Here is an 18,940-nt window from a genome sequence, read left to right as displayed (position 1 = left end):
GATTAAAAACCCGTCCCTTGCAGGAGGGCGTTGAGGTCCTCTTTGCTCTCGTAGTGAAAGGGGCGGTTAAAGGTCATCATTCCCTTGCGCACCTTGACCCTGCCGTCGAGCGCCACATTCACCTTGCTGCTTTGCAGCAGCGAAAGCGCATTGCTGAAGATGCTCTTCATATCGATCTGAACCGCTATCGGCACGAAAAAAGTGTCCTTTTTGGGGATAAAGAGCGTGGAATCGAGAAGGGAATGGCCGGCATGCTTTCCGTTGATGGAAACATCCACCTCCGCCCGTTTCAGCTCGAGGTTAAAAGGATTCGGATTGTAGAGTTTTACGACCGTTGACAGCGTCGTCTGACCGCCGGTGACGGGACCGACCTGGATTTCCTGAAACCCAAAATACTCCGGAGCCTCCGGCTGCCGGCAGCCCGCAGCCCAAAGGATCATAACGGCGATCCAGGCCCGTCCGAACTGTCCTTTAACGCTTCTTATTCCTTGCATGCCTGCAAGATAGTGCCGGAATAGGTTACCGCAAAAATAACCTATTCCGGCACACCTCTATTGTCTGACCTTAGGTCGAAGCGGCCTCCAGCCGCTTCATTGAAATCCCGAATATTAACTATCTTTCTGGAAAGAAAGCTTGTGTCCACTGTCCCCCAACGCATAAAACAGTTCAACAGCACCCGGTTACCGACCTACACCGCACTGAAATACCAGATCATGGCCGAAGACCCCTTCCGGTTTTTCAGAGGCACCTGCCACCTGTTTTATGAGGATCTCAGCCAGGTTCCCGGCTTTCCCCCCTCCCCCATCACCTGGATCTCGGGGGACCTCCACCTGGAGAATTTCGGCACCTACAAAGGGGATAACCGGCTCATCTACTTTGATCTTAACGATTTCGACGAAGGATTGCTCGCACCTGCCACCTGGGAAGTGGTCCGGATGATGACAAGCATCTTCACCGGCTGCGAGTCCATCGGCATCAACAAAAAGGAGATCCGGCAGATCGCCGATCTCTTCCTGCGCATCTATACCTCGCATCTTGCCATCGGGAAGCCCCGCTATCTGGAAGCGGAAACGGCCAACGGCATCGTTCGCACCTTTCTCGACCGGATCTGCCTGCGCAAACAGAAAGAGCTGGTCCGCCAGCGCACCGAAGAAGGGAAGAATGGCCGCCTGCAACTGCGGATCGACCACCTCCGCTTTTTTCCGATCGACAAAACCTTGCGCAAAGACCTCCTGACGCATATCAATCAATGGATGCAGCAGGTTCCGTTGCTAAAGGGGCGCTACGTGGCCATCGATGCCTGTTTTCGGGTAGCCGGCACCGGCAGCCTGGGTGTCCGCCGGTATGGTTGCCTGGTGCGCAATACAAAAGACCCGAAAAAACACCTGCTCATCGATATGAAGGAGGCCCAGCCTTCCGCGTTGCTACCCTGGGTCGGCGTCCCGCAGCCTTCATGGGCTTCGGAGGCCGGTCGGGTCGTGGCCATCCAGCAGCGGATGCAGAACATCAACCCCGCCTTGCTCAGCACAACCCTGTTCCAGGGGCTCCCGTATGTGATCAAGGAGATGCAGCCCACCGCCGACAAGATCGATTTCCTGACGGTTAAAGATCGGTATAAGGATATCGCGTGTGTCGTGGAAGATATGGCCTTTCTCACCGCCAGCGCCCAGCTGCGCAGCGCCGGCCGCCAGGGCGCCGCGGTTCCCGATGCGCTGATCGATCTCGGGAAGGACCCGAACTGGAAAGCGCCCCTGCTCGACTATGCCCTCCGCTATGCCCGTCAGGTGAAGAAAGATTATCAGGACTTTTTCGCGGCCTATAAAGCCGGCTTTTTCTCATAATTTCCGGCTATGATGCTAATTTCCCCGCTATCATCCTAATATTCCACCCATGATCCTGATATTCCCCGCCACTATCCAAATTTTCCACCCATGATCCTAACGCAGGATATCTTATTAAAGCTGGTATTAGCCATCATTATCGGCGGCGTACTCGGTGCCGAATGGGAATACCGCAGCAAGTCCGCGGGCTTTCGCACGCTGACGCTCATCTGCCCCGGGTCCACCCTCTTTACCATCTTCTCTCAGGTGATCGGCGGCGCCGGCAACCCCGATCGCATCGCCTCCAATATCGTCACAGGCATCGGCTTCGTCGGGGCCGGGGTGATCTTTAAAGGGGACAGCACCAGCAAGGTCAATGGCATCACCACCGCAGCCATGATCTGGGTCACCGCGGCGCTGGGCATGACGATCGGCGCCGGCTATTGGCTCGTGGCCATCGTTGCCACCGGGCTGACCCTGGTCGTGCTGTTTCTGTTCAGTCTGGTGGAGGACAAGATCGACCAGGCCAATCAGCTCCGCAAGTACCGCATCGTTTGTCTGTATGAGACAGGGTACCGAACAAAATCACCGCCACGTCATCCACGAGCTGATGCGCGACACCTCAGTAAAGGCGCTGGACTTTTGATCCCGCCACCTAAAACACCGTCAGCGTCCAGGTGCGCTCAAAGGTCTGCCCCGCTTCGAGGCGATTGATCCCTTCTTTTTCCGTAAACTGCTGCTTGCTGTCGACCGAGTCCGCGATCCCGCACCAGGGCTCCAGGCAGACAAAATCCGCGTTGGGCGCAGCCCAGATGCCCAAAAAGGGAAATCCGGGATAGTCCAGCTTCAGCCCTCTTTCCGTGCGGGCCGAGCGCAGCGCGACGCCGCTCGAAGCGGGATGCTTCAGCACCAGCGCGTCTTTTGCAAAAAGCTCTTTTTTCAGGGGCAGGGTCCGGGTATTGTCGAGCATGGGCTGCGGCTGTGTTTCGATCAACCCATCCCTGGAGATCGGCCAGCGCGGTGCGTTCTCCGCTTTATCGAATTCAAGATAATAATCGGCGTATTCCGTTCCCGCAACAAGCGGCACCCGGAACGCGGGGTGGCCGCCGACGGAAAAATAGAGCGGCGGGGTCGCGGGATTGGTCACCCGATAGGTCGTGGTGAGGCCGGAGTCCAGCAGCCGGTAGAGGATCCGGAGTTCGAAGTCAAAGGGGAAATTCGACCGGGTATCCGCGTCGCTTTTCAGCAGAAAGCTGATGGAATCCGGGCTTTGAGCCTCCACCCCGAACTCCCGGTCCCGGGCAAAACCATGCCGGGAGAGCGTATAAGGTTTGTCCTGGTAATAGTAGGTATTCGCCTTCAGCGTGCCGACGATTGGGAAAAGCAGGGGAGAATGCTTTCCCCAGAAGGCCGGGTCTCCGCCCCACATATATTCTGTCTGATGTCCTTTGTGGTAAATGCTTTGCAGTTCTGCGCCTTTCGGATGGATACTGATCCTCAGCTGTTGATTTTCGATGGAGAACATGGTTTCTTTTGATGCAATTTACTACATTCGGGGTATGATTCGCAACCTGGCTATCGTCTGGACCAGCTTCAAAATGGCGTTGCAGGAGTTTCGTTCCAACAAACTCCGCACGTTCCTATCCTTGTTGGGGATCACCTTCGGCATCTTTTGCATCATCAGCGTCCTGTCCACGATCAGCAGCATGCAGCTGGCCGTCAACAATGACCTGAAATCCTTCGGCAACAAATCCATTTACATCGACAAGTGGTCGTGGACCGGCGGCGGCCCCGATTATCCCTGGTGGAAATATGTAAAGCGGCCCTATCCGAAATATGAGGAAGTGCGTTTCATCCGTGCCAAGGTCCCAGATGCGCTGCATATCAGCTTCCAGACCCAGACCCAGGACAACGTCGATTTCGGCGACAACAGCCTTACGGGCGTCAACTATTACGGCGTTACAGAAGACTTCGATAAGATCCAGCAGGTGCTGATCAGCCGCGGCCGCTATTTCCAGCAAGCCGATTTCGACCATGGGTCTCCGTTTGTCGTGCTCGGCTACCGCATCGCCGAACGGCTTTTCAACGATCCGTCGAAGGCAGTGGGTCAGTCGGTGAAGCTGAAAGGCGGCCGCAATACGATCGTCATCGGCGTCGTCGACAAGCAGGGACAAAGTCTGCTCGAAGGCTGGGACTATGACAACAGCATCCTGGTGACCTATGGTTATATGAAACAGTTTATCCGGGATGACAACGCCAACCCCAAGACCCTCGTGCAGGCCGGCGACAATATCAGCGTCGCCGAACTGAAGGATGAATTGCGGGGGGCCATGCGATCCATCCGCAAGCTCAGTCCCACGGAAGAAGATAATTTCGCGCTCAACGATATGGATACGGTCGGGAAGTTCTTCGACCCCATCTTCAGCGGGATGAATATCGGCGGCTGGGCGATCGCCGTGCTGTCGCTCATCGTGGGGATGTTTGGCGTCGCCAATATCATGTTCGTCACGGTTCGGGAAAGGACCAGCCAGATCGGGCTGAAAAAAGCCATCGGCGCCAAGCGCGGCGTGATCCTTACCGAGTTTCTGCTCGAATCCGCTTTTCTCTGTATCATCGGCGGGCTGATCGGCCTCGTGGCCGTGTTTATCCTGACGCTGATCTTTACGTCGATCCTCCATTTCCAGGTCATCATCCCCCTGAACATTATTCTGCTGGCCGTCTCCATCTGTCTTTTCACCGGCGTCGCCGCAGGCATCATCCCCGCCTTCGTCGCGGCACGGATGGATCCCGTGGTGGCCATCCGGTCCTGACGGCCTGGAAGGCCGTCGGCCGAAGGCCAATAACTAGCCCTGCTTAGACTGCGAAGCAGTCGTAGCCGGGCAGCGAGGCTAATCTCCCGCGGTTTTTCATACTTTTGCGCCCATGCGATCAACGAGTACCGGCCCGGTCACCCTTCTGGCCATCGAATCCTCCTGTGACGAGACCAGCTGCGCCATCAGCCGCGACGGCGTCATCCTCGCCAACATCATCGCCGGTCAGGCCGTGCACGAGCAATATGGTGGGGTCGTTCCCGAACTGGCCAGCCGGGCGCATATGCAAAATATCGTTCCTGTCGTCGACGCCGCCCTGAAAAAAGCCGGCGTCGCCCTGCCCGAGCTGAGTGCCATCGCGTTCACGCAGTCCCCGGGACTCATCGGCTCGCTGCTCGTCGGCTCCCAGTTTGCCAAATCGCTGGCGCAGTCCCTCGATATCCCGCTGATCCCGGTACATCACATGCAGGCGCACGTGCTCGCCAACCTCATCCCATCTGCCGCAGCCACCAGCGGCACGATCCCCGCGAGCCCCGCCCCCGCATCCAGCCCCGCAGTCGCAGCCTCGTCCGCGCCCGCCCCCGGCTCCCCCGGTATATCCCCTTCCGCGCCCAGCCCCGCGATCCCGTCGTTCCCCTTTCTCTGTCTGACCGTCAGCGGCGGCCACACCCAGATCGTCCTCTGCCACTCGCCGCTGAAAATGGAAGTCATCGGCGAGACCCTGGACGACGCAGCCGGCGAAGCCTTCGACAAATCGGCCAAGCTGCTCGGCCTCCCCTACCCCGGCGGCCCCCTGATCGACAAATATGCCCGCGAAGGCAACCCCGGTCGCTTCGCCTTCCCCGAACCGCAGATCCCCGGCCTCAATTTCAGCTTTAGCGGACTAAAGACCGCCATCCTCTATTTCCTGCAGGATCAAACGGCAAAAGACGCGCAATTCATCACCGCCAATCTGCCCGATATCTGTGCCTCGATACAAGGCCGCATCATCTCGATCCTGCTGAACAAATACCGGCGGGCGGCCCGTGAAAAAGGCGTGACCGATCTCTGCATCGCCGGTGGCGTGTCGGCCAACAGCGGACTGCGCAAGGCGTTTCAGGAGATGGGCCGGAAAGAAGGCTGGAATACGTTTATCCCGGCATTCGAATATTGCACGGATAACGCCGCGATGATCGCCATCACAGGTCATTTTAAATACCTCGCGGGAGAATTCGCGCCCCTGTCGACAAGCGCCAGCGCCCGCACGGAATGGTAAGCCGCCCCCGAGCGGAATGCCAAGCCGCCCCCTCGCCGAACACCAAAAAATTTTAATTTCGCTTATGCCAAACCCGTATTTCCAGTTCAAACAGTTCATGATCCGCCAGGACCAATGCGCCATGAAGGTTTGCACGGACGCCTGTATCCTGGGAGCCTGGTTTGCCAGCAAGACGCCGGCCTGGTCGCAGGTACTTGATATCGGCAGCGGCACCGGGTTGCTGATGCTGATGCTGGCGCAGAAGCATAAGGGGGAGATCCGGGGCATCGAACTCGACGGCAACGCCTATCACCAGTTGAAGCAAAATATCGGGCAAAGCCCCTGGCGCCAGATGATGAAGGTCTATCCAGGCGATGTCCGGTCCTTCAGCTTTCCCGGCAAATTCGATTTTATCATCACCAACCCACCCTTCTATGAAGGCGACCTGCAGGCGGCCACCGACGCAGCCAATCTCGCGCGCCACAGCAAAGAGCTGACGCTGGCCGAGTTGCTCGCCGTCATCGACGCCAACCTCACCGCCGAAGGTTCATTCGGCATCCTCCTTCCTTATCACCGTTCGGCCTGGTTTGAAGAGCTGGCCGGCTCCACTCACGGTTTTTGTCTGACCGAAAAGCTGCTGGTTCGCCAAACGCCCCGGCATGATTTTTTCCGAAGCATTCTTTATTTCTCCCGCCGCAAAGAAGGATTTGTCCCGACCTCGGAGCTGACGATCCAAAACAGCGAGGGCGTCTATACCGAGGATTTTACCGAGCTGATGCAGGATTATTATCTGTATTTGTAGAAGGGGGCTATTCCCCCGCCGCATACCCGTCGAGATACCGGTACGGATCGGTCAACTGTCCCGCCCGCACCATCGTCGCCCGGTCGATGATCTTCGACCCGCCCGTTATCAGCGGTTCCAGCACGTGTTTGATCAGCTGTTCGCCGAAATAGCGCGAAGCATCTCTCGGCAATTCGTTGGGCAGGTTGCCCACGGCCATGATATCGATCCCCCCGGGCTGATAAGGTTGCGTTCGCCGGCGCGTTACCACATCCACTCCGTATACGGGTTGATCCATGTTCGAGTCTCCAAGGTTGCAAGGGATCGATCCTTCCTGGTCATCGGTGATATCGGCGATCGTCCGGATGCTGAACTCGGGATGCTGCATATCCTCCCATTCGAAAAGCCTTGGCATATCGCGGTCCCAGTAGATGCCGTTCATCAGGATGTCGGCCGTCCGGGTAAAAGGCAGGAACTTGCAGTGATATTCTTTGGGGTGCTGATGAAAATGCTCGCGTTGATAGGTCTTTGTCTGCGCGTGTTCGTATAAGGCGGCGCCCTTCAACTGGGTAAACACCGGGTAGGTGAATTTGCGCTCCAGGAACTCATCCGGCTCGACCTCGACGATCTCCATCAGGTTCATCACTTCCAGCGCGCCATGCGCTACCCGTCCCGAGCCCGTGACCGCGATCTTTATCTCCGGCAGCCGCAGCCCGAAATAGGTATGGATCAATTCCTGGAAACTCTTCTCTTTGTATACGCGGCCCAGTTGGAATTCACCGGTTCGCTGGCCGTAGGCCATGATGCCGTTATGCGCTCCCACGACACCCGCAAAGAACCCAAAGCCCAGGATGCGCTGGCCGTCGTCATGTTCCAGGCACTCATAGTCGATAAGGGTGATCTTCCGGTCGAGGATCGTCCGAAACATCTGCCGGTTTCCCGCCTGCGCTTTCTTGGTGTGGGAGAAGAAGAGATAGGTCTTGCCGGGGAGCAGGTTGTCGGCGGGCACTTCCTTTATGCCGAAGAGGATATCGCCATCCGCCACCTCCTCCCGAACTTCCACGCCGGCATCGCGGTATTCTTTGTCCGTATAGCACCGGTCCGGTGAGGACTGTACGATCACCCGCACCTGCGGCGCACCCTTATTGATCCATTTACATTGGGCCGGGGTCAGCGCTACCCTGTTGTCTGCTGGGATCTTTCCTTCGCGAAGCAAGCCGATCGTTATCATCCTTTTTTCCGGTTTTCAAGCTGAAGATCCGCGGCCTCCCCCAACCCCTACGCCCCCGGCCCGCGCCGCCAATTCCTTGTCTGTTAATCGCTAAAGATAGAATTTTTTATTCCTATTTGGACAGGATAGTCTAAATCCGTAATATTGCGTCCCGCTTTTTACACGAAAGCGCAGGCTATAACGCCCGGATGGCGGAACTGGTAGACGCGTCAGACTCAAAATCTGGTTATCGCAAGGTAGTGCAGGTTCGATTCCTGTTCCGGGCACACGGCCCCGACGCAAGTCGGGGTCTTTCATTTGGCAGATGTTCTATTCAGAAAAATTTGTAAGTGTCTTTCCGTCATAACGGTAAAGCCCGGTGTTCCTGGTGCCTAACCAAATATTTCCCGCCTTATCTTCCAGCATAAAAGAAACTTCGTTTGCTGTAATTTTCGTAAATGCTTTTTCACCTGCTTCAGAAGATTGTTTATAACACCAAACGCCACCAAGTGTATCGCCAACATACTTTCCATAATCGGATGCCATCCAGATATTTCCAGCTTTATCTTTTAAAATAGCCATTAGTGAGTTATTCAATAACGCCTTGGATTGAGGAAACCCGGAGAACGATGCCATACTTACATCCCCGGCAGACAAGTTGCAGGACAACACCCCATGTATCCTTGTCGCAAGCAGCAAATTCCCATCTTGATTTTCTATAATTTTTCGAAACCAACCTTCATTTTTTGGCTTAAAACTCACTACATTTTTTCCATCATACCTGCAAATACCTTCCTCCCCCGGAGGCATTCCCGATGCAAACCAAATGATCCCATTTTTATCTTCGAAAATACAGTCTACCATTCTAAGCTGAAGATTGTTTTTATTGATGACATCGGGATTATCCAAAAAACGGCTAAAGTTTTTTTCGTCATAACAATAAACACCATCGCCCGTGCCAAGCCAAATAGTCCCTTTTTTGTCCTGTAACATACTCCACACGGTATTACTTTTGGAGGTGGCATTGTAGTAATCGGTATTGCCAAAGACGGGCAGGAATTTTCCATTGATGGGAAAAGGGATTATCTTTTTTCCATTGAATTTACAGAGGCCGTCACTCGTACCGAGCCATAAATTCCCTTGATTATCCTGCAAAATACTATTCACCGAATTGCTGTTCAGCCCGTCTTTTGTGGTGAATTGTGTAAACAATTTTCCATCGAAACGATAAACGCCTTCTCCCGATGTGCCAAACCAAAGATTACCTTCTTTGTCCTGCAGGCCGCAATAAACAGTGGCATATTCGTTTGAACCTTGTGTTTTTATTAGTTTCGGCTTTCCGACAGGAATTGTTTTGAGATCACTGACGCGGTTGGTAGGAAAATCTGTCTTGGATTGTCCATTGCAAGAGAGAGCAAAAATTAATATTGTCAGCAGAGCGAAAATTTGTGTTTGCAGGAAATATTTTATCATTGTTTAAAGCCTGATTTAAAACTCCTGGAACGTTCCGCACCGGCGTCTATGGCGGCATTGAAATTATAAATTATTACACTTCAATTGCGAATTAAATTTCTGTAAGGCGATTAATGGGCTTTGGCTTCTGGCGGAAGGTCACGCCGGCAAATTGCTAAAAGCCGCAAAATCAGCCAGTAATCGGTTAGATAATTGTCCTGTTCCGGGCACTTAGCAACCCCCACGGTTTTTTGAAAATCAATTAATTGTGAGGGCTTTTTCTTTTTTTGCCCCCCTTTTTCATCCCCTTTTTGCCCCTTATTTCCCCTCATTTTGGCACGCAAATGGCACGCACTTTTTATTAATCACTTGACCATTACTGTTATGGACGTTTCAATTACACGGAGGCCCAGCAGGGATGGGTCTAAGATTTACTATACTCTTGAACGGCGAAATCCCGGCAGATTATTTTATGCGCTTCAAGCGGGTGAAGAAAGCAGCAAAAAAGCAGGAGTATTTCAGCGAAGATCCGGCGGCGGACGTATCTGCAAGGGCGCACCCCTCTGGAATAAAGGAAACTCTGTGTGTCGAGGAATATACTCTTTTGATGAATTCCCATTGTTGGAACTATGTGGTTAAAAAGGCTGCCGTTGTCAGTATTTATACCGGATTTCGGTGGTGTGACCTCAGCGCCCTCCGTTGGGAACAGATCAGGGAACCGACGATCGTTTTGAAGAAACAAAGCAGGACGGAAGTGCCACTTCAAGTACCTTATTTCGCCTACCAATAATAAAAGGTCACTGTAATCTTACCGGAAGTTTCCGATTTCTCACTTTACTTTTTCAGCCATCATCCACTTCCATGCAGCCTTTACAGTCACATGTACGCCCTCGATGTCCAATTCTTCTTCCTCATCTCCGGCTATTATCCAACCTTCTTTAACCTGGCAGTATTGGCAAGCCTTTATCAATCCCTTTAACTCCCTTTGGCGCGTAGTTGGATCTGCAAGTGACCAACACACTTGTACCGGTAATGGCTTTCCCCCTTCGGCATATACGACAAAATCACATGCCGACGACGCATCCGCTGCGTAATAAATATTTTGAGCATAGATATTTCCATATTGACGATATAACTCCCGAAAGACAACATTTTCTAACAGAAGCCCCTTATTCCCTCCATACTGCGCCGTATTCGCATTCAGAAGCCCACTATCCAGCCAGTAAATCTTTTTGTCTGACTTCTCCCGTTTGCTATCCGAGAAATCAAAGCGGCTAACTCGTTTGAATAGGTAAGCATTCTCTGCCATATCCATCGCTTCATAAACAGCATTTATACCAACATTATATTGGTGAGCTTTTAAATGATTATGCAGGCGTCTGATACTAATAGTGCTACCGATACTTGCGGCTGCCTGACGATAAAGACTGCGCAAATAAGAATAATTTGACAACTGATTGTATTCCACGATATCGCGAAGTAACATAGAATTGTAATATTCCTGAAGATAGACTGTATGGATCGCTTCTGAAGGCAAATTGACAGTCTCCGGGAATATCTTTTTAGACAAAGTCTCGTTGATCCGGTTGAGGAAACGCTCCCATCCTGGCGCAGCCTGTACCTCATCAAAGAAAAACCACGTTTGTTCAAGACTTCGATCCGGATAAAGCTCTCTCCAAGCCTGCAATAACAGATCAAGTTGCTGCGGCCCGAACTGTACCCTTTCGTCCTCAAAATTGAAGTAAAGAATCTCCGATACTTTATTCCTTTTTTAAGCTCTTCCATTGCCAGTAACATGGAAGACGTTTTGCCTACGCGCCGGGGACCGATAATTGCCTGAATTTTGTTCAGGTCAAGGGATATACCTGTTTTGCGCGGCCTGAGCCCCAAGTCTTCTCTCTTGATTGCTAACTATAATATCCTCAATTATATCTTTCATAAAAAGACAAATACATTAAAATTGTCGTTTATAAGACGACAATTCAAAAGTAGATTTTAAGGTTCAAAAAACGATTTTTGGGATACCATGCTTTTTAACTACCTCCGAACAGCCTACCGGATCCTGCTGAGGAACAAACTCACCGCATCGATCAACATCGCAGGAAACGACGCCTGAAGGTGTTTGTCAAAGCAAAACCCCGGCAAGCTCGATCTCCATCATCACCATCGTCACTTCCATGCTTGGACTTTTGGGGCTTGTTCCGCCTATGCCATTGCCGGCGTCATTACACTCGCCCTTGTCGTTGTGACCGTTTTTGTGATCACCCTGCGCAATTCCACCGGCAATCCCGCTACCCGCTTGCGTTCCGAATAAAGATAAAATGGCTTGCCTTATACTCCGAGGTTTGTTTAAAACCCAATTTTTCGTAAAAGGCCGAGGCCTCCGCATTGTCCGTGAATAAACGCAATACCGTAAAATGATGGCCGGCCTCCTCCATTATTTTGTTCATGATAAAAGTCGCATATCCTTCCCGGCGCCGCGCCTCCCGAACATAGAGGTGCCGCACCCGGCCAACCTTTGGCGTCACGGTATAGGGATCTATATTCAGGCCGCCGACCCCGATCAGCTCTTTTCCCAGGAATAATCCCCAAAGCTTTTCACCCGGCTGATCAAACCTGTTCGCCCCGCTATCCCAATCATCGATCGTTCTTTGTAAAAAGGCAACCCCAGCCCGCGTTGACTCCCCGACCAGGGAACGCATTTCCCCGATATTCCCATCTGTGATTGCAATCAGTTCAGTTTCAGCAGCTAATAGCATGATCAAAGGTAGGCCGAATTCCCCGCAAAAAATAAATTTTGCGAAACCGATCGGCTGCACATATATTTGCAACCGAACGGCTTCTTATTTAAAAAACCATGAGACGCGACATTTTTCAAGCTATTGCAGACCCCACCCGGCGGGCGATCCTCGTCCTGATCGCCGTGCAGGCAATGACTCCCAACGCCATTGCAGAGCACTTCGACATCACCCGCCAATCCATATCCAAACATCTACGCATCCTATCCGAGTGCTCACTCCTGGACCAAAAGCACGACGGCCGGGAGATCTACTACGAACTAAAGATCGACAAAATGAAAGAGATCGATGTCTGGCTTGCCCAGTTTCGCAAGATCATGGAACAAAAGTTCCAACAACTCGATGACGTATTGTTCACCATAAAAAATAAGAAAAAATGAGCCTGCTATTTGATTTCGTCGCGGACAAAGCCACGAAAACCATTTACATTACCCGCGAATTTGCCGCTGACATCGATCTCGTCTGGGACGCCTTTACGAAAGCGGAGATCCTGGACCAGTGGTATGCGCCAAAACCCTTGCAGGCCCGTACCAAGGAAATGGATTTCCGGGAAGGCGGCCGTTGGTTATATGCCATGGTTTCTGCCGGGAATACCGTGGGATATAGTTTGGTCGAATTCCTCAAGATCCAACCCAAGACCACTTTTTCCACAAAAAACACCTTTTCCGATGAGAACGGGAATTCCATCGGTAGCGCCTCTTCCCTCGTGAAACACACGTTCAAGGCAGGAGCAGAGGTAACCACGCTTTACGTTGAAAAAGTATTCGATGATCTTGCTACCCTTGAAAAGCTGGCCACCATGGGCTTCAAGGAAGGCACCGCCGCGGGATTTGCCAACCTGGACGAATATTTTCTCACCCTGGTCACCCACAAATAACAAAAATCTTTTCTTATGCGAAAGTTGATCATGAAAATGTCCCTTTCCGTCGACGGTTTTGTCGGCGGTCCCAATGGCGAGAAAGACTGGGTATTCAAGTCCAGCGACGAGCAATCGCTCGCCTGGCTTCTCGGCCATACCCGGGAGGCCGGGTTGATCATCATGGGAAGCAAGAGCTTTCAAACCATTGCGCCTTACTGGCCCACCGCGGCCCACCCTCTGGCAGCCCCGATGAACGAGATCCCCAAGGCGGTCTTTACCAAAAAAGGCTATGCAGGTATCAATCTGCCCAACCCGGAGAAGTCACCCGCGATAGCCTCCTGGAACGAGGCGCGGATCTTCAACGGCGACCTCGCCGAAACCATCCGAAAACTCAAAGCAGAACCGGGGAAACCCGTCGTAGCCATTGCCGGCGGCGGATTTATGCGCAGCCTCATAGCCACAGGGCTCATCGACGAATATGTCCTGGTTACCCACCCCGTCATATTGGGCTCGGGCGAGCCGATCTTCACGTCTCTCCCAAAGCCCCTTGACCTGAAACTGACGGATGTGAAGGCTTTTCCAAAGGGGATCGTCGTTCGTACTTATCAGCCGGCGTAAGGCAGGCAAGCCGCAAACGTTCACCTGGTGAATTTGAACCCTTTTACCATTAAGTCCTTATAATTACTATTAAATCTCCCGGTGTCTATCGCAATTGCCGGAAACAGGTAAGCCGATCCAAACTCGCGCATTAGATCATAATTTATCTTTTCACCGGGCCGTATGGCATGATTGGCAGTATCACATTTATGTTCGATACAATAAGGATTTATCAGCAGGATCGTATGCCTGTCGATCCTCCTCCATCTTCCCGATGAAAAAAACAGATTACCTTCCTTTCTGTTGACCAATTGGTAAGTAGAGTCTTTATTCAACACCAGAAACAAGTTTCTGACAACCACATCATGCAATACATATTCTTTGTTGATTACCCTCGGGGTCAGGCAGGATGTAAGAAAAACGATATATGCCGGAAGTAGATAATATCCCGATAACCTTGGCATCCAGGCTCTAATTTTTATTCCACTCCGTTTCATTCACAAACTGCTTTGAATAAATACGTTCAAGAGTAAATCCTTTCTTGTCTGCCATTGAATTTATCAAACTGGCATTTATATCGTTGATATTAGTCCTGCTGAGTGTATGATCACTGACAATCTTTGGAAATTCCGTCAGGTATTGTACACCTTGCAGCACGTCGGGATTAAAATATTCTATAAAATCCAATCTGCCTGAGTAAGCATATTGTGCTCTATAGGCGCTAATCTCGTCATTCACCCCATACAGGTTTCCTCCCAGCCAATTACCTTTGTCATCTTTCTTAAAATTTGTTTCACCGCGCGCCAGCTCACCGCCATGTCTGCCTTCATGCAATTTGGAACCCATACTATTTTCCGTGTGCATTACTATAACATGGCCGCTTTCTCCTTCCGGTGTCGTTACCGGACCCGGATTCTTCCCGACACCTTCGTATCGGTATTCGTTTGCTTTATCATCCCTCATGTTTTGAATATCCCCCTTGGATTTATTCAGCTCATCAATTCGTTCCCGACGATCGCCGATGTCTTTTCCGCCTTTCTGCAACGAAGCTATTTGCTTTTCAATTTTTCCAATACGTTTATCAATTGCTGCGCCTATTTTAGCGGCCCTTTTTTCGTTCTTTTTATTAAACCACCTGCCGTCAATTTCAATATTATTGATTGGGTTATTTTTCACAAATGCGTACGGCGACGCGTCGTTATATTTTTCAGCCAATGGGTCGGGAAGATGCCAACGCCCAATTTGGTCGTCGTACATTCTCGCCCCAAAGTCAAGCCACTCCAGGCCTGAGCCATCATTGAATTCTTGCCTTTGCTCCTCCTTGCCCTTGAACTTGTACCGATTTTGAACGTAGTTTGATTTCAGTGCCTTATCACAAAGCCCCGCCATCTGCATCCCAAACGGATAATAATGATCCTCCTCCAGCATCGGCCCCTGGATATGTTCAATCGACAAATTATCATAAAACATCACCCAATGGCTCTCATTGCTAACCCAAATATACAAATATCCACTCGTTGTCAACGGCAGGCTCGTAGCAAGCGAACACCACGCATTCGTCCCCGTTACCGGTATCGCCCCACTCTGCCCGCTCACATAATTCATATGATTGTCCAGCAGCATCCAGTTCAGATAGGCCTTCGGCAGGGTTGCCGGCGTGGGCTCCTTGGCGGCAAGGAAACTGGTCACCGCCGCGGCTACCGGCGATGTTGCACCGATCAGGTCGGCATAGCTTCCATGAGTCGGTCCCGTCATCGAGACCAGCCCGTTGGCGAGCCCATTCAGTACAAGCGTGGAAGAAGGGGTCTGACCCGTAACGGCCCCATTCGTCACCCACGCATCCACACCCAGCACGACGGTGTCGCCGCTCATCACCTTGAGCAGTTTGGCCGGCCCAACCTGGTAACTGCTGCCGTCGACCAGCGCGATGGTATTATTGGAAGATGGACCATGGGGCGACGGCGGCATCCACGCCGGCCTGGTATAGACCGAATGATCGACCCCCGTGAACAGTGCGTCCTCCATTGTCCGATACTCCGGTTCCATCGTACACATATAATTGGCCGTATCTCGCTGCTGCGTCAGCAACACCCGGGTATTCCCAAGATGATCCTTCTCCATAAAATCATACTCCCACGCATAGGCCGAGTCGCCGGTGGTGTACTTATGAAACGCCCATCGTGCCCGCCCCTCTTCATGCCCCACGAACTGCAGGGTGTCCACCCCACCGGAAGGGGTCGCCATCGGAGTTCGCCGCTGATATTGAAAACCGCCCAGGTAAAGAGTGGTCGTAGCCAACCCTGAAACACTGTCGATCACCTGCTTCTGCAATTTATTGCCCGCCGCATCATAGGTGTAAAGGATATTTCCCTTTCCATTCATATGCACCAGCTGCGGAAGGTTTAGATAGTTATATGTGATCTTATCGATAGTCTTGTTCTTGTCAAGCAACAAATTGCCATTGGCGTCATAACCATAATCGGTATCGGTCTTGGTGGCACTGTTGTAATGGAAGTTCCCAAGCGTCGTATTAGGGTCATTATCGTCATCCGTCACCTGCCGCAACTTATTGCTGTTGGACATATAGGTATATCGCAGGGCATTGATTGTCTGCGGGCTGCCGATGCCCTTTTGTCCCCCAAGGATCATCATCATCAGATTGCCGTTGGCATCATACTTGATACCATAGCTGTTGTCGGCATCGAATCCCCACATGCTGTAGTTCTCCGTATTGACGTCCCACGCATCCCCGCTGCTGTTCTTATTGTATTCGGCCCGGGTAATGTGGTTGGCATTATCGTATTTAAAATCGAATTTGCGCCGGATACCATCCCCCGCACTTTTCCAAACCACCCCATCGATATTGCCGGTAAACTGCGCCACCTGCGTAGGTTGAGGGCCCGCTACTCCCTTATCATAGCCCAGCTGCATACCAAAATAGTTATGGGCCGTTCCATCGAGATAGGCCTTGTTGATGCCCGTCGTCCATCCCCGGACATTATAATCATAGACTAAGTTGTCGAGATTGTTGCCGATCGTCTTGCTCTGCAATTGACCCACCTCATTGTACTGCATGCTGGCAATAGACTGATCCGTCGGCGCCTGATCGATGTTCTTCAAGATCGCCGTGACCCGGAAATTGGGATCATAGCTGATCTTCGTCAGTACGCGATGATGCTGCGCCGTATTGTTCGCCTTGGCGTGTCCCACCAATACCCGCAGGATCTTACCCGCAAAATTGTATTGCGTGGTCATCGTGTCGATCCCGCCGGAATAATTGGAGCTAAAAGTTTGTATCGCCCGCCCCCGGTCATCATAGAAGGTTTCGCTGTACACATAGGAAAACGAAGTTCCAACCACCTTTGCAACAATCCCCGTTGTCAGCCCGCGGCTGATAGGATAAGCGGCGACAGGTACCGCATACAGCGGTGCGCTGTTGTAGGTTAAATTAAAAAAGCTGCCATTGACGGCAATACCGCCGGCCATTGACCCCGGAAGACCGGCGAGCGATGCATAAGCATCATAATAGGTCTGCAGCATTTGCTCGACAGAATAAGCTGTAAGATTAGGGTAGGCGGTGCTGCCGGCAGCAAGGCCCTGATGATAGGCCGGATGGTTGTAGTTAGCCGGATCTGTCAGCAGACCGCTGGCAGTGCTGCGGTTAAGATCGTCATAGACCATGTATTGCCACTTATGCTGCGCCTGAAGTTGAGCATCCTGCGACATCACCAGCCTGTCCCTGGCATCATAAACCATATCCAATTCTCCAGCCCCGGGCACCTTTTTTACGATCATCCGGTTCCGCGCATCGTATTCATACCGGAAACAGAGTTCGTCCGCCACCGCCTGCGGGACCGACCAGGGACCGGCCACATTGATGATCTCCGCCGCCCTGGGCGAGATCACAAAACGCAGATTGTTCAGATCATCGTAGACATAGTAAGTGCAAAGCCATCCGACATGAGCCGTACCGGGATTATCCGCAAATTGAACCTTTTTCAATAAGACAAGTCCGTCTTTGTCCCGATATTCTACCAGCTGATGGCCTTGTTCATCAACGGTTGCCAACTTGTCCAGCTGACCGGCCTCATATTGCCCGGCATTGATAGGTAATGCCCCCGCCGTCAGCGCGATATTCCAAACCTGAACACTATCATTCGACCCATTGACAAGGTATTGGGTGGATGCATTGCGTCCGCTGCCGACCCAACTTATTCCGGGAGGCGAAACCGTCATTGTCCTGTTGAGCGGAGACGCCTCGAATTGGGTCTGACTATAGTAATAGTTCTCTCCCGGAAATTGCCCCTGGTTAAACGCCGCACCCTGCTGGAAAGCATCCGGTTTGAAATTGCCATCGTTTGTTACATCACCGGACTGAGCGACCACCGAGGTAAACGGCATAAATCGATATTGCTCCCTGCCGAAAGGATCATACAAAACGGGCGTGACCATATCGCTCTGTAGCGGACTGGCCTGCTTCGCCACCGTTTGGACCGGCCGGCCCAACCCATCGAAATATTGCGTCACCTGCCGCGCAGCCGTCACCGGCTGGGCCATGATCGAATTGGCATCCAGTCCGGGGGAACTAGCCTCCCAGATCCTTACATAGTTGACGGGAACCGCAGAATATAGGTTGGATGGAGGGCTGTATTGAGCCCTGGCATAGCCCGATAAAAGGATGGCCATCACCGTGACCGACACGACCTTGAAGGTTGCAAAAGGATTCCGACTGCTCATATGATCCAGGTTAGAATAGGTTATTAAATGGACATTATTCAATGGGCGTTCCTCTTAGGGTGCGGGTGTTAGACCGATAGTCACCGGCGCCGCCACGGCCTGCGCGCCGAACTCGACGGTGGCATAATACTGCTGACTGCTTCCATTGTAGGTAAACACCACCGGATACGAGGAACTAGAATTCACCGGGGTCATCAATACATTGTAAGTACCGGCAGGAATATTTCCCAGGGTACTATTGCTCGCCCCCGGCTGAACCGTAAAATTGGCAGTGAATCCATTGTTCAGGGTCGCAAAGGTGATCTGTATCGGCTTGCTGGTGCTATTCGATGCGATCACGGGCTGCGTAACCGGTAACTGGCAGTTGGTTGTCTGTCCGTTGGCATTATAGCAATACCGCTTCACGACATTGCCGTCCTGGTCCTTGACATAGGACAGCCTGCCAAACCCATCATATCCGTAGTTCGATAGCCGGCTCGCCACATCGCATTGGCTGGTGACTCCGACCAGGGGCTGATAGGTATAGGTGGTCATCTGGGCAGTCGACGGATATAGTCGCAACTCGTCGATGTTACCCCCACCGGAGACCACGACCGATGATACGCCCGTCACTTTATGTTCCCAATACGTCCAGGAACCGAT

At 52.1% G+C, this 18,940-nt stretch carries 19 protein-coding genes and 1 tRNA gene; 11 read left to right on the top strand and 9 right to left on the bottom strand.

All coding sequences use genetic code 11. The features are described from left to right. Nucleotides 1-2 precede the first annotated feature (2 nt). Entirely contained in the window at nt 3-494 is a 492-nt protein-coding gene (locus tag VGM48_RS07040; RefSeq protein WP_331577455.1) for an LEA type 2 family protein, read from the bottom strand. Nucleotides 495-635: 141 nt separating this feature from the next. Here VGM48_RS07040 and VGM48_RS07035 point away from each other — a divergent pair, with 141 nt between their 5' ends. Together VGM48_RS07035 and VGM48_RS07030 are read left to right on the top strand one after the other, a co-directional pair. After that, the gene (locus tag VGM48_RS07035; protein WP_331577453.1) at nt 636-1,841 is read left to right on the top strand and encodes a DUF2252 domain-containing protein; all 1,206 of its coding nucleotides are present in this window, start codon (nt 636-638) and stop codon (nt 1,839-1,841) included. Nucleotides 1,842-1,931: 90 nt separating this feature from the next. Next, entirely contained in the window at nt 1,932-2,534 is a 603-nt protein-coding gene (locus tag VGM48_RS07030) for an MgtC/SapB family protein (protein WP_331577452.1), read from the top strand. Here VGM48_RS07030 and VGM48_RS07025 read toward each other — a convergent pair. Further along, entirely contained in the window at nt 2,476-3,345 is an 870-nt protein-coding gene (locus VGM48_RS07025; RefSeq protein ID WP_331577451.1) for an aldose 1-epimerase family protein, read from the bottom strand. The two genes, VGM48_RS07030 and VGM48_RS07025, sit on opposite strands and share 59 nt — an antisense overlap. Before the next feature lie 34 nt (nt 3,346-3,379). Between VGM48_RS07025 and VGM48_RS07020 the strand changes: the two genes are divergently transcribed. The 3 genes from VGM48_RS07020 (at nt 3,380) to VGM48_RS07010 (ending at nt 6,666) form a co-directional block, all read left to right on the top strand. Continuing rightward, nucleotides 3,380-4,630 carry an ABC transporter permease gene (locus VGM48_RS07020; protein ID WP_331577450.1) on the top strand — a complete coding sequence of 417 codons (1,251 nt, stop codon included), beginning with the start codon at nt 3,380-3,382 and terminating at the stop codon, nt 4,628-4,630. Nucleotides 4,631-4,742: 112 nt separating this feature from the next. Next, complete coding sequence (locus tag VGM48_RS07015; RefSeq protein WP_331577448.1) at nt 4,743-5,885, top strand: tRNA (adenosine(37)-N6)-threonylcarbamoyltransferase complex transferase subunit TsaD; 1,143 nt, start codon at nt 4,743-4,745, stop codon at nt 5,883-5,885. A 64-nt stretch (nt 5,886-5,949) separates the two neighbouring features. Further along, nucleotides 5,950-6,666, top strand: coding sequence for a tRNA1(Val) (adenine(37)-N6)-methyltransferase (locus tag VGM48_RS07010; protein ID WP_331577446.1), 717 nt, complete (start codon nt 5,950-5,952; stop codon nt 6,664-6,666). Between the two features lie 7 nt (nt 6,667-6,673). Here VGM48_RS07010 and VGM48_RS07005 read toward each other — a convergent pair whose 3' ends face one another. Further along, on the bottom strand, nt 6,674-7,876 hold the full coding sequence (locus tag VGM48_RS07005; RefSeq protein WP_331577444.1) for an NAD(P)-dependent oxidoreductase: 1,203 nt from the start codon (nt 7,874-7,876) through the stop codon (nt 6,674-6,676). 182 nt (nt 7,877-8,058) lie between these two features. Between VGM48_RS07005 and VGM48_RS07000 the strand changes: the two genes are divergently transcribed. Next, nucleotides 8,059-8,142: transfer RNA gene (locus VGM48_RS07000), tRNA-Leu, on the top strand. Nucleotides 8,143-8,185: 43 nt separating this feature from the next. Here VGM48_RS07000 and VGM48_RS06995 read toward each other — a convergent pair. Then, nucleotides 8,186-9,328 (bottom strand): ligand-binding sensor domain-containing protein, encoded by a 1,143-nt coding sequence (locus tag VGM48_RS06995; protein ID WP_331577442.1) that lies wholly within the window; start codon nt 9,326-9,328, stop codon nt 8,186-8,188. Nucleotides 9,329-9,438: 110 nt separating this feature from the next. Continuing rightward, on the bottom strand, nt 9,439-9,651 hold the full coding sequence (locus tag VGM48_RS06990) for a hypothetical protein (RefSeq protein ID WP_331577440.1): 213 nt from the start codon (nt 9,649-9,651) through the stop codon (nt 9,439-9,441). 98 nt (nt 9,652-9,749) lie between these two features. Between VGM48_RS06990 and VGM48_RS06985 the strand changes: the two genes are divergently transcribed. Beyond that, nucleotides 9,750-10,097: a hypothetical protein gene (locus VGM48_RS06985; RefSeq protein WP_331577438.1), complete on the top strand. Its 348-nt coding sequence runs from the start codon at nt 9,750-9,752 to the stop codon at nt 10,095-10,097. A gap of 39 nt (nt 10,098-10,136) precedes the next feature. Here VGM48_RS06985 and VGM48_RS06980 read toward each other — a convergent pair whose 3' ends face one another. Then, nucleotides 10,137-11,057, bottom strand: coding sequence for an ATP-binding protein (locus VGM48_RS06980; RefSeq protein WP_331577539.1), 921 nt, complete (start codon nt 11,055-11,057; stop codon nt 10,137-10,139). Between the two features lie 372 nt (nt 11,058-11,429). Between VGM48_RS06980 and VGM48_RS06975 the strand changes: the two genes are divergently transcribed. Beyond that, on the top strand, nt 11,430-11,621 hold the full coding sequence (locus VGM48_RS06975; RefSeq protein ID WP_331577436.1) for a hypothetical protein: 192 nt from the start codon (nt 11,430-11,432) through the stop codon (nt 11,619-11,621). Here VGM48_RS06975 and VGM48_RS06970 read toward each other — a convergent pair. Beyond that, nucleotides 11,599-12,009, bottom strand: a complete 411-nt coding sequence (locus VGM48_RS06970; protein WP_331577434.1) for a GNAT family N-acetyltransferase — start codon at nt 12,007-12,009, stop codon at nt 11,599-11,601. The two genes, VGM48_RS06975 and VGM48_RS06970, sit on opposite strands and share 23 nt — an antisense overlap. Before the next feature lie 155 nt (nt 12,010-12,164). Between VGM48_RS06970 and VGM48_RS06965 the strand changes: the two genes are divergently transcribed. The 3 genes from VGM48_RS06965 to VGM48_RS06955 are packed head-to-tail and all read left to right on the top strand — an operon-like array spanning nt 12,165 to nt 13,582. After that, on the top strand, nt 12,165-12,485 hold the full coding sequence (locus tag VGM48_RS06965; RefSeq protein WP_331577432.1) for a metalloregulator ArsR/SmtB family transcription factor: 321 nt from the start codon (nt 12,165-12,167) through the stop codon (nt 12,483-12,485). Further along, on the top strand, nt 12,482-12,982 hold the full coding sequence (locus tag VGM48_RS06960; RefSeq protein ID WP_331577430.1) for an SRPBCC domain-containing protein: 501 nt from the start codon (nt 12,482-12,484) through the stop codon (nt 12,980-12,982). Before VGM48_RS06965 ends, VGM48_RS06960 begins: the two co-directional genes overlap by 4 nt. 15 nt (nt 12,983-12,997) lie before the next feature. Further along, nucleotides 12,998-13,582, top strand: a complete 585-nt coding sequence (locus tag VGM48_RS06955) for a dihydrofolate reductase family protein (protein ID WP_331577428.1) — start codon at nt 12,998-13,000, stop codon at nt 13,580-13,582. A 450-nt stretch (nt 13,583-14,032) separates the two neighbouring features. Here VGM48_RS06955 and VGM48_RS06950 read toward each other — a convergent pair whose 3' ends face one another. Next, nucleotides 14,033-18,298, bottom strand: a complete 4,266-nt coding sequence (locus tag VGM48_RS06950; protein WP_331577426.1) for a DUF6443 domain-containing protein — start codon at nt 18,296-18,298, stop codon at nt 14,033-14,035. A 54-nt stretch (nt 18,299-18,352) separates the two neighbouring features. After that, nucleotides 18,353-18,940: hypothetical protein (locus VGM48_RS06945; protein ID WP_331577424.1), on the bottom strand; the 588-nt coding region annotated here is incomplete at its 5' end.

It is taken from the genome of Puia sp., assembly GCF_036500295.1.
In the GTDB taxonomy this organism is placed as follows: domain Bacteria; phylum Bacteroidota; class Bacteroidia; order Chitinophagales; family Chitinophagaceae; genus Puia.
This window is presented reverse-complemented; position numbering and strand designations above follow the sequence as displayed.

What these genes read in the sequence shown, in the direction of transcription:
- VGM48_RS07040 (WP_331577455.1), bottom strand. Translation starts at nt 494, where the DNA reads ATGCAAGGAATAAGAAGCGTTAAAGGACAGTTCGGACGGGCCTGGATC.
- VGM48_RS07030 (WP_331577452.1), top strand. Translation starts at nt 1,932, where the DNA reads ATGATCCTAACGCAGGATATCTTATTAAAGCTGGTATTAGCCATCATT.
- VGM48_RS07025 (WP_331577451.1), bottom strand. Translation starts at nt 3,345, where the DNA reads ATGTTCTCCATCGAAAATCAACAGCTGAGGATCAGTATCCATCCGAAA.
- VGM48_RS07020 (WP_331577450.1), top strand. Translation starts at nt 3,380, where the DNA reads ATGATTCGCAACCTGGCTATCGTCTGGACCAGCTTCAAAATGGCGTTG.
- VGM48_RS07015 (WP_331577448.1), top strand. Translation starts at nt 4,743, where the DNA reads ATGCGATCAACGAGTACCGGCCCGGTCACCCTTCTGGCCATCGAATCC.
- VGM48_RS07010 (WP_331577446.1), top strand. Translation starts at nt 5,950, where the DNA reads ATGCCAAACCCGTATTTCCAGTTCAAACAGTTCATGATCCGCCAGGAC.
- VGM48_RS07005 (WP_331577444.1), bottom strand. Translation starts at nt 7,876, where the DNA reads ATGATAACGATCGGCTTGCTTCGCGAAGGAAAGATCCCAGCAGACAAC.
- VGM48_RS06995 (WP_331577442.1), bottom strand. Translation starts at nt 9,328, where the DNA reads ATGATAAAATATTTCCTGCAAACACAAATTTTCGCTCTGCTGACAATA.
- VGM48_RS06970 (WP_331577434.1), bottom strand. Translation starts at nt 12,009, where the DNA reads ATGCGTTCCCTGGTCGGGGAGTCAACGCGGGCTGGGGTTGCCTTTTTA.
- VGM48_RS06965 (WP_331577432.1), top strand. Translation starts at nt 12,165, where the DNA reads ATGAGACGCGACATTTTTCAAGCTATTGCAGACCCCACCCGGCGGGCG.
- VGM48_RS06960 (WP_331577430.1), top strand. Translation starts at nt 12,482, where the DNA reads ATGAGCCTGCTATTTGATTTCGTCGCGGACAAAGCCACGAAAACCATT.
- VGM48_RS06955 (WP_331577428.1), top strand. Translation starts at nt 12,998, where the DNA reads ATGCGAAAGTTGATCATGAAAATGTCCCTTTCCGTCGACGGTTTTGTC.
- VGM48_RS06950 (WP_331577426.1), bottom strand. Translation starts at nt 18,298, where the DNA reads ATGAGCAGTCGGAATCCTTTTGCAACCTTCAAGGTCGTGTCGGTCACG.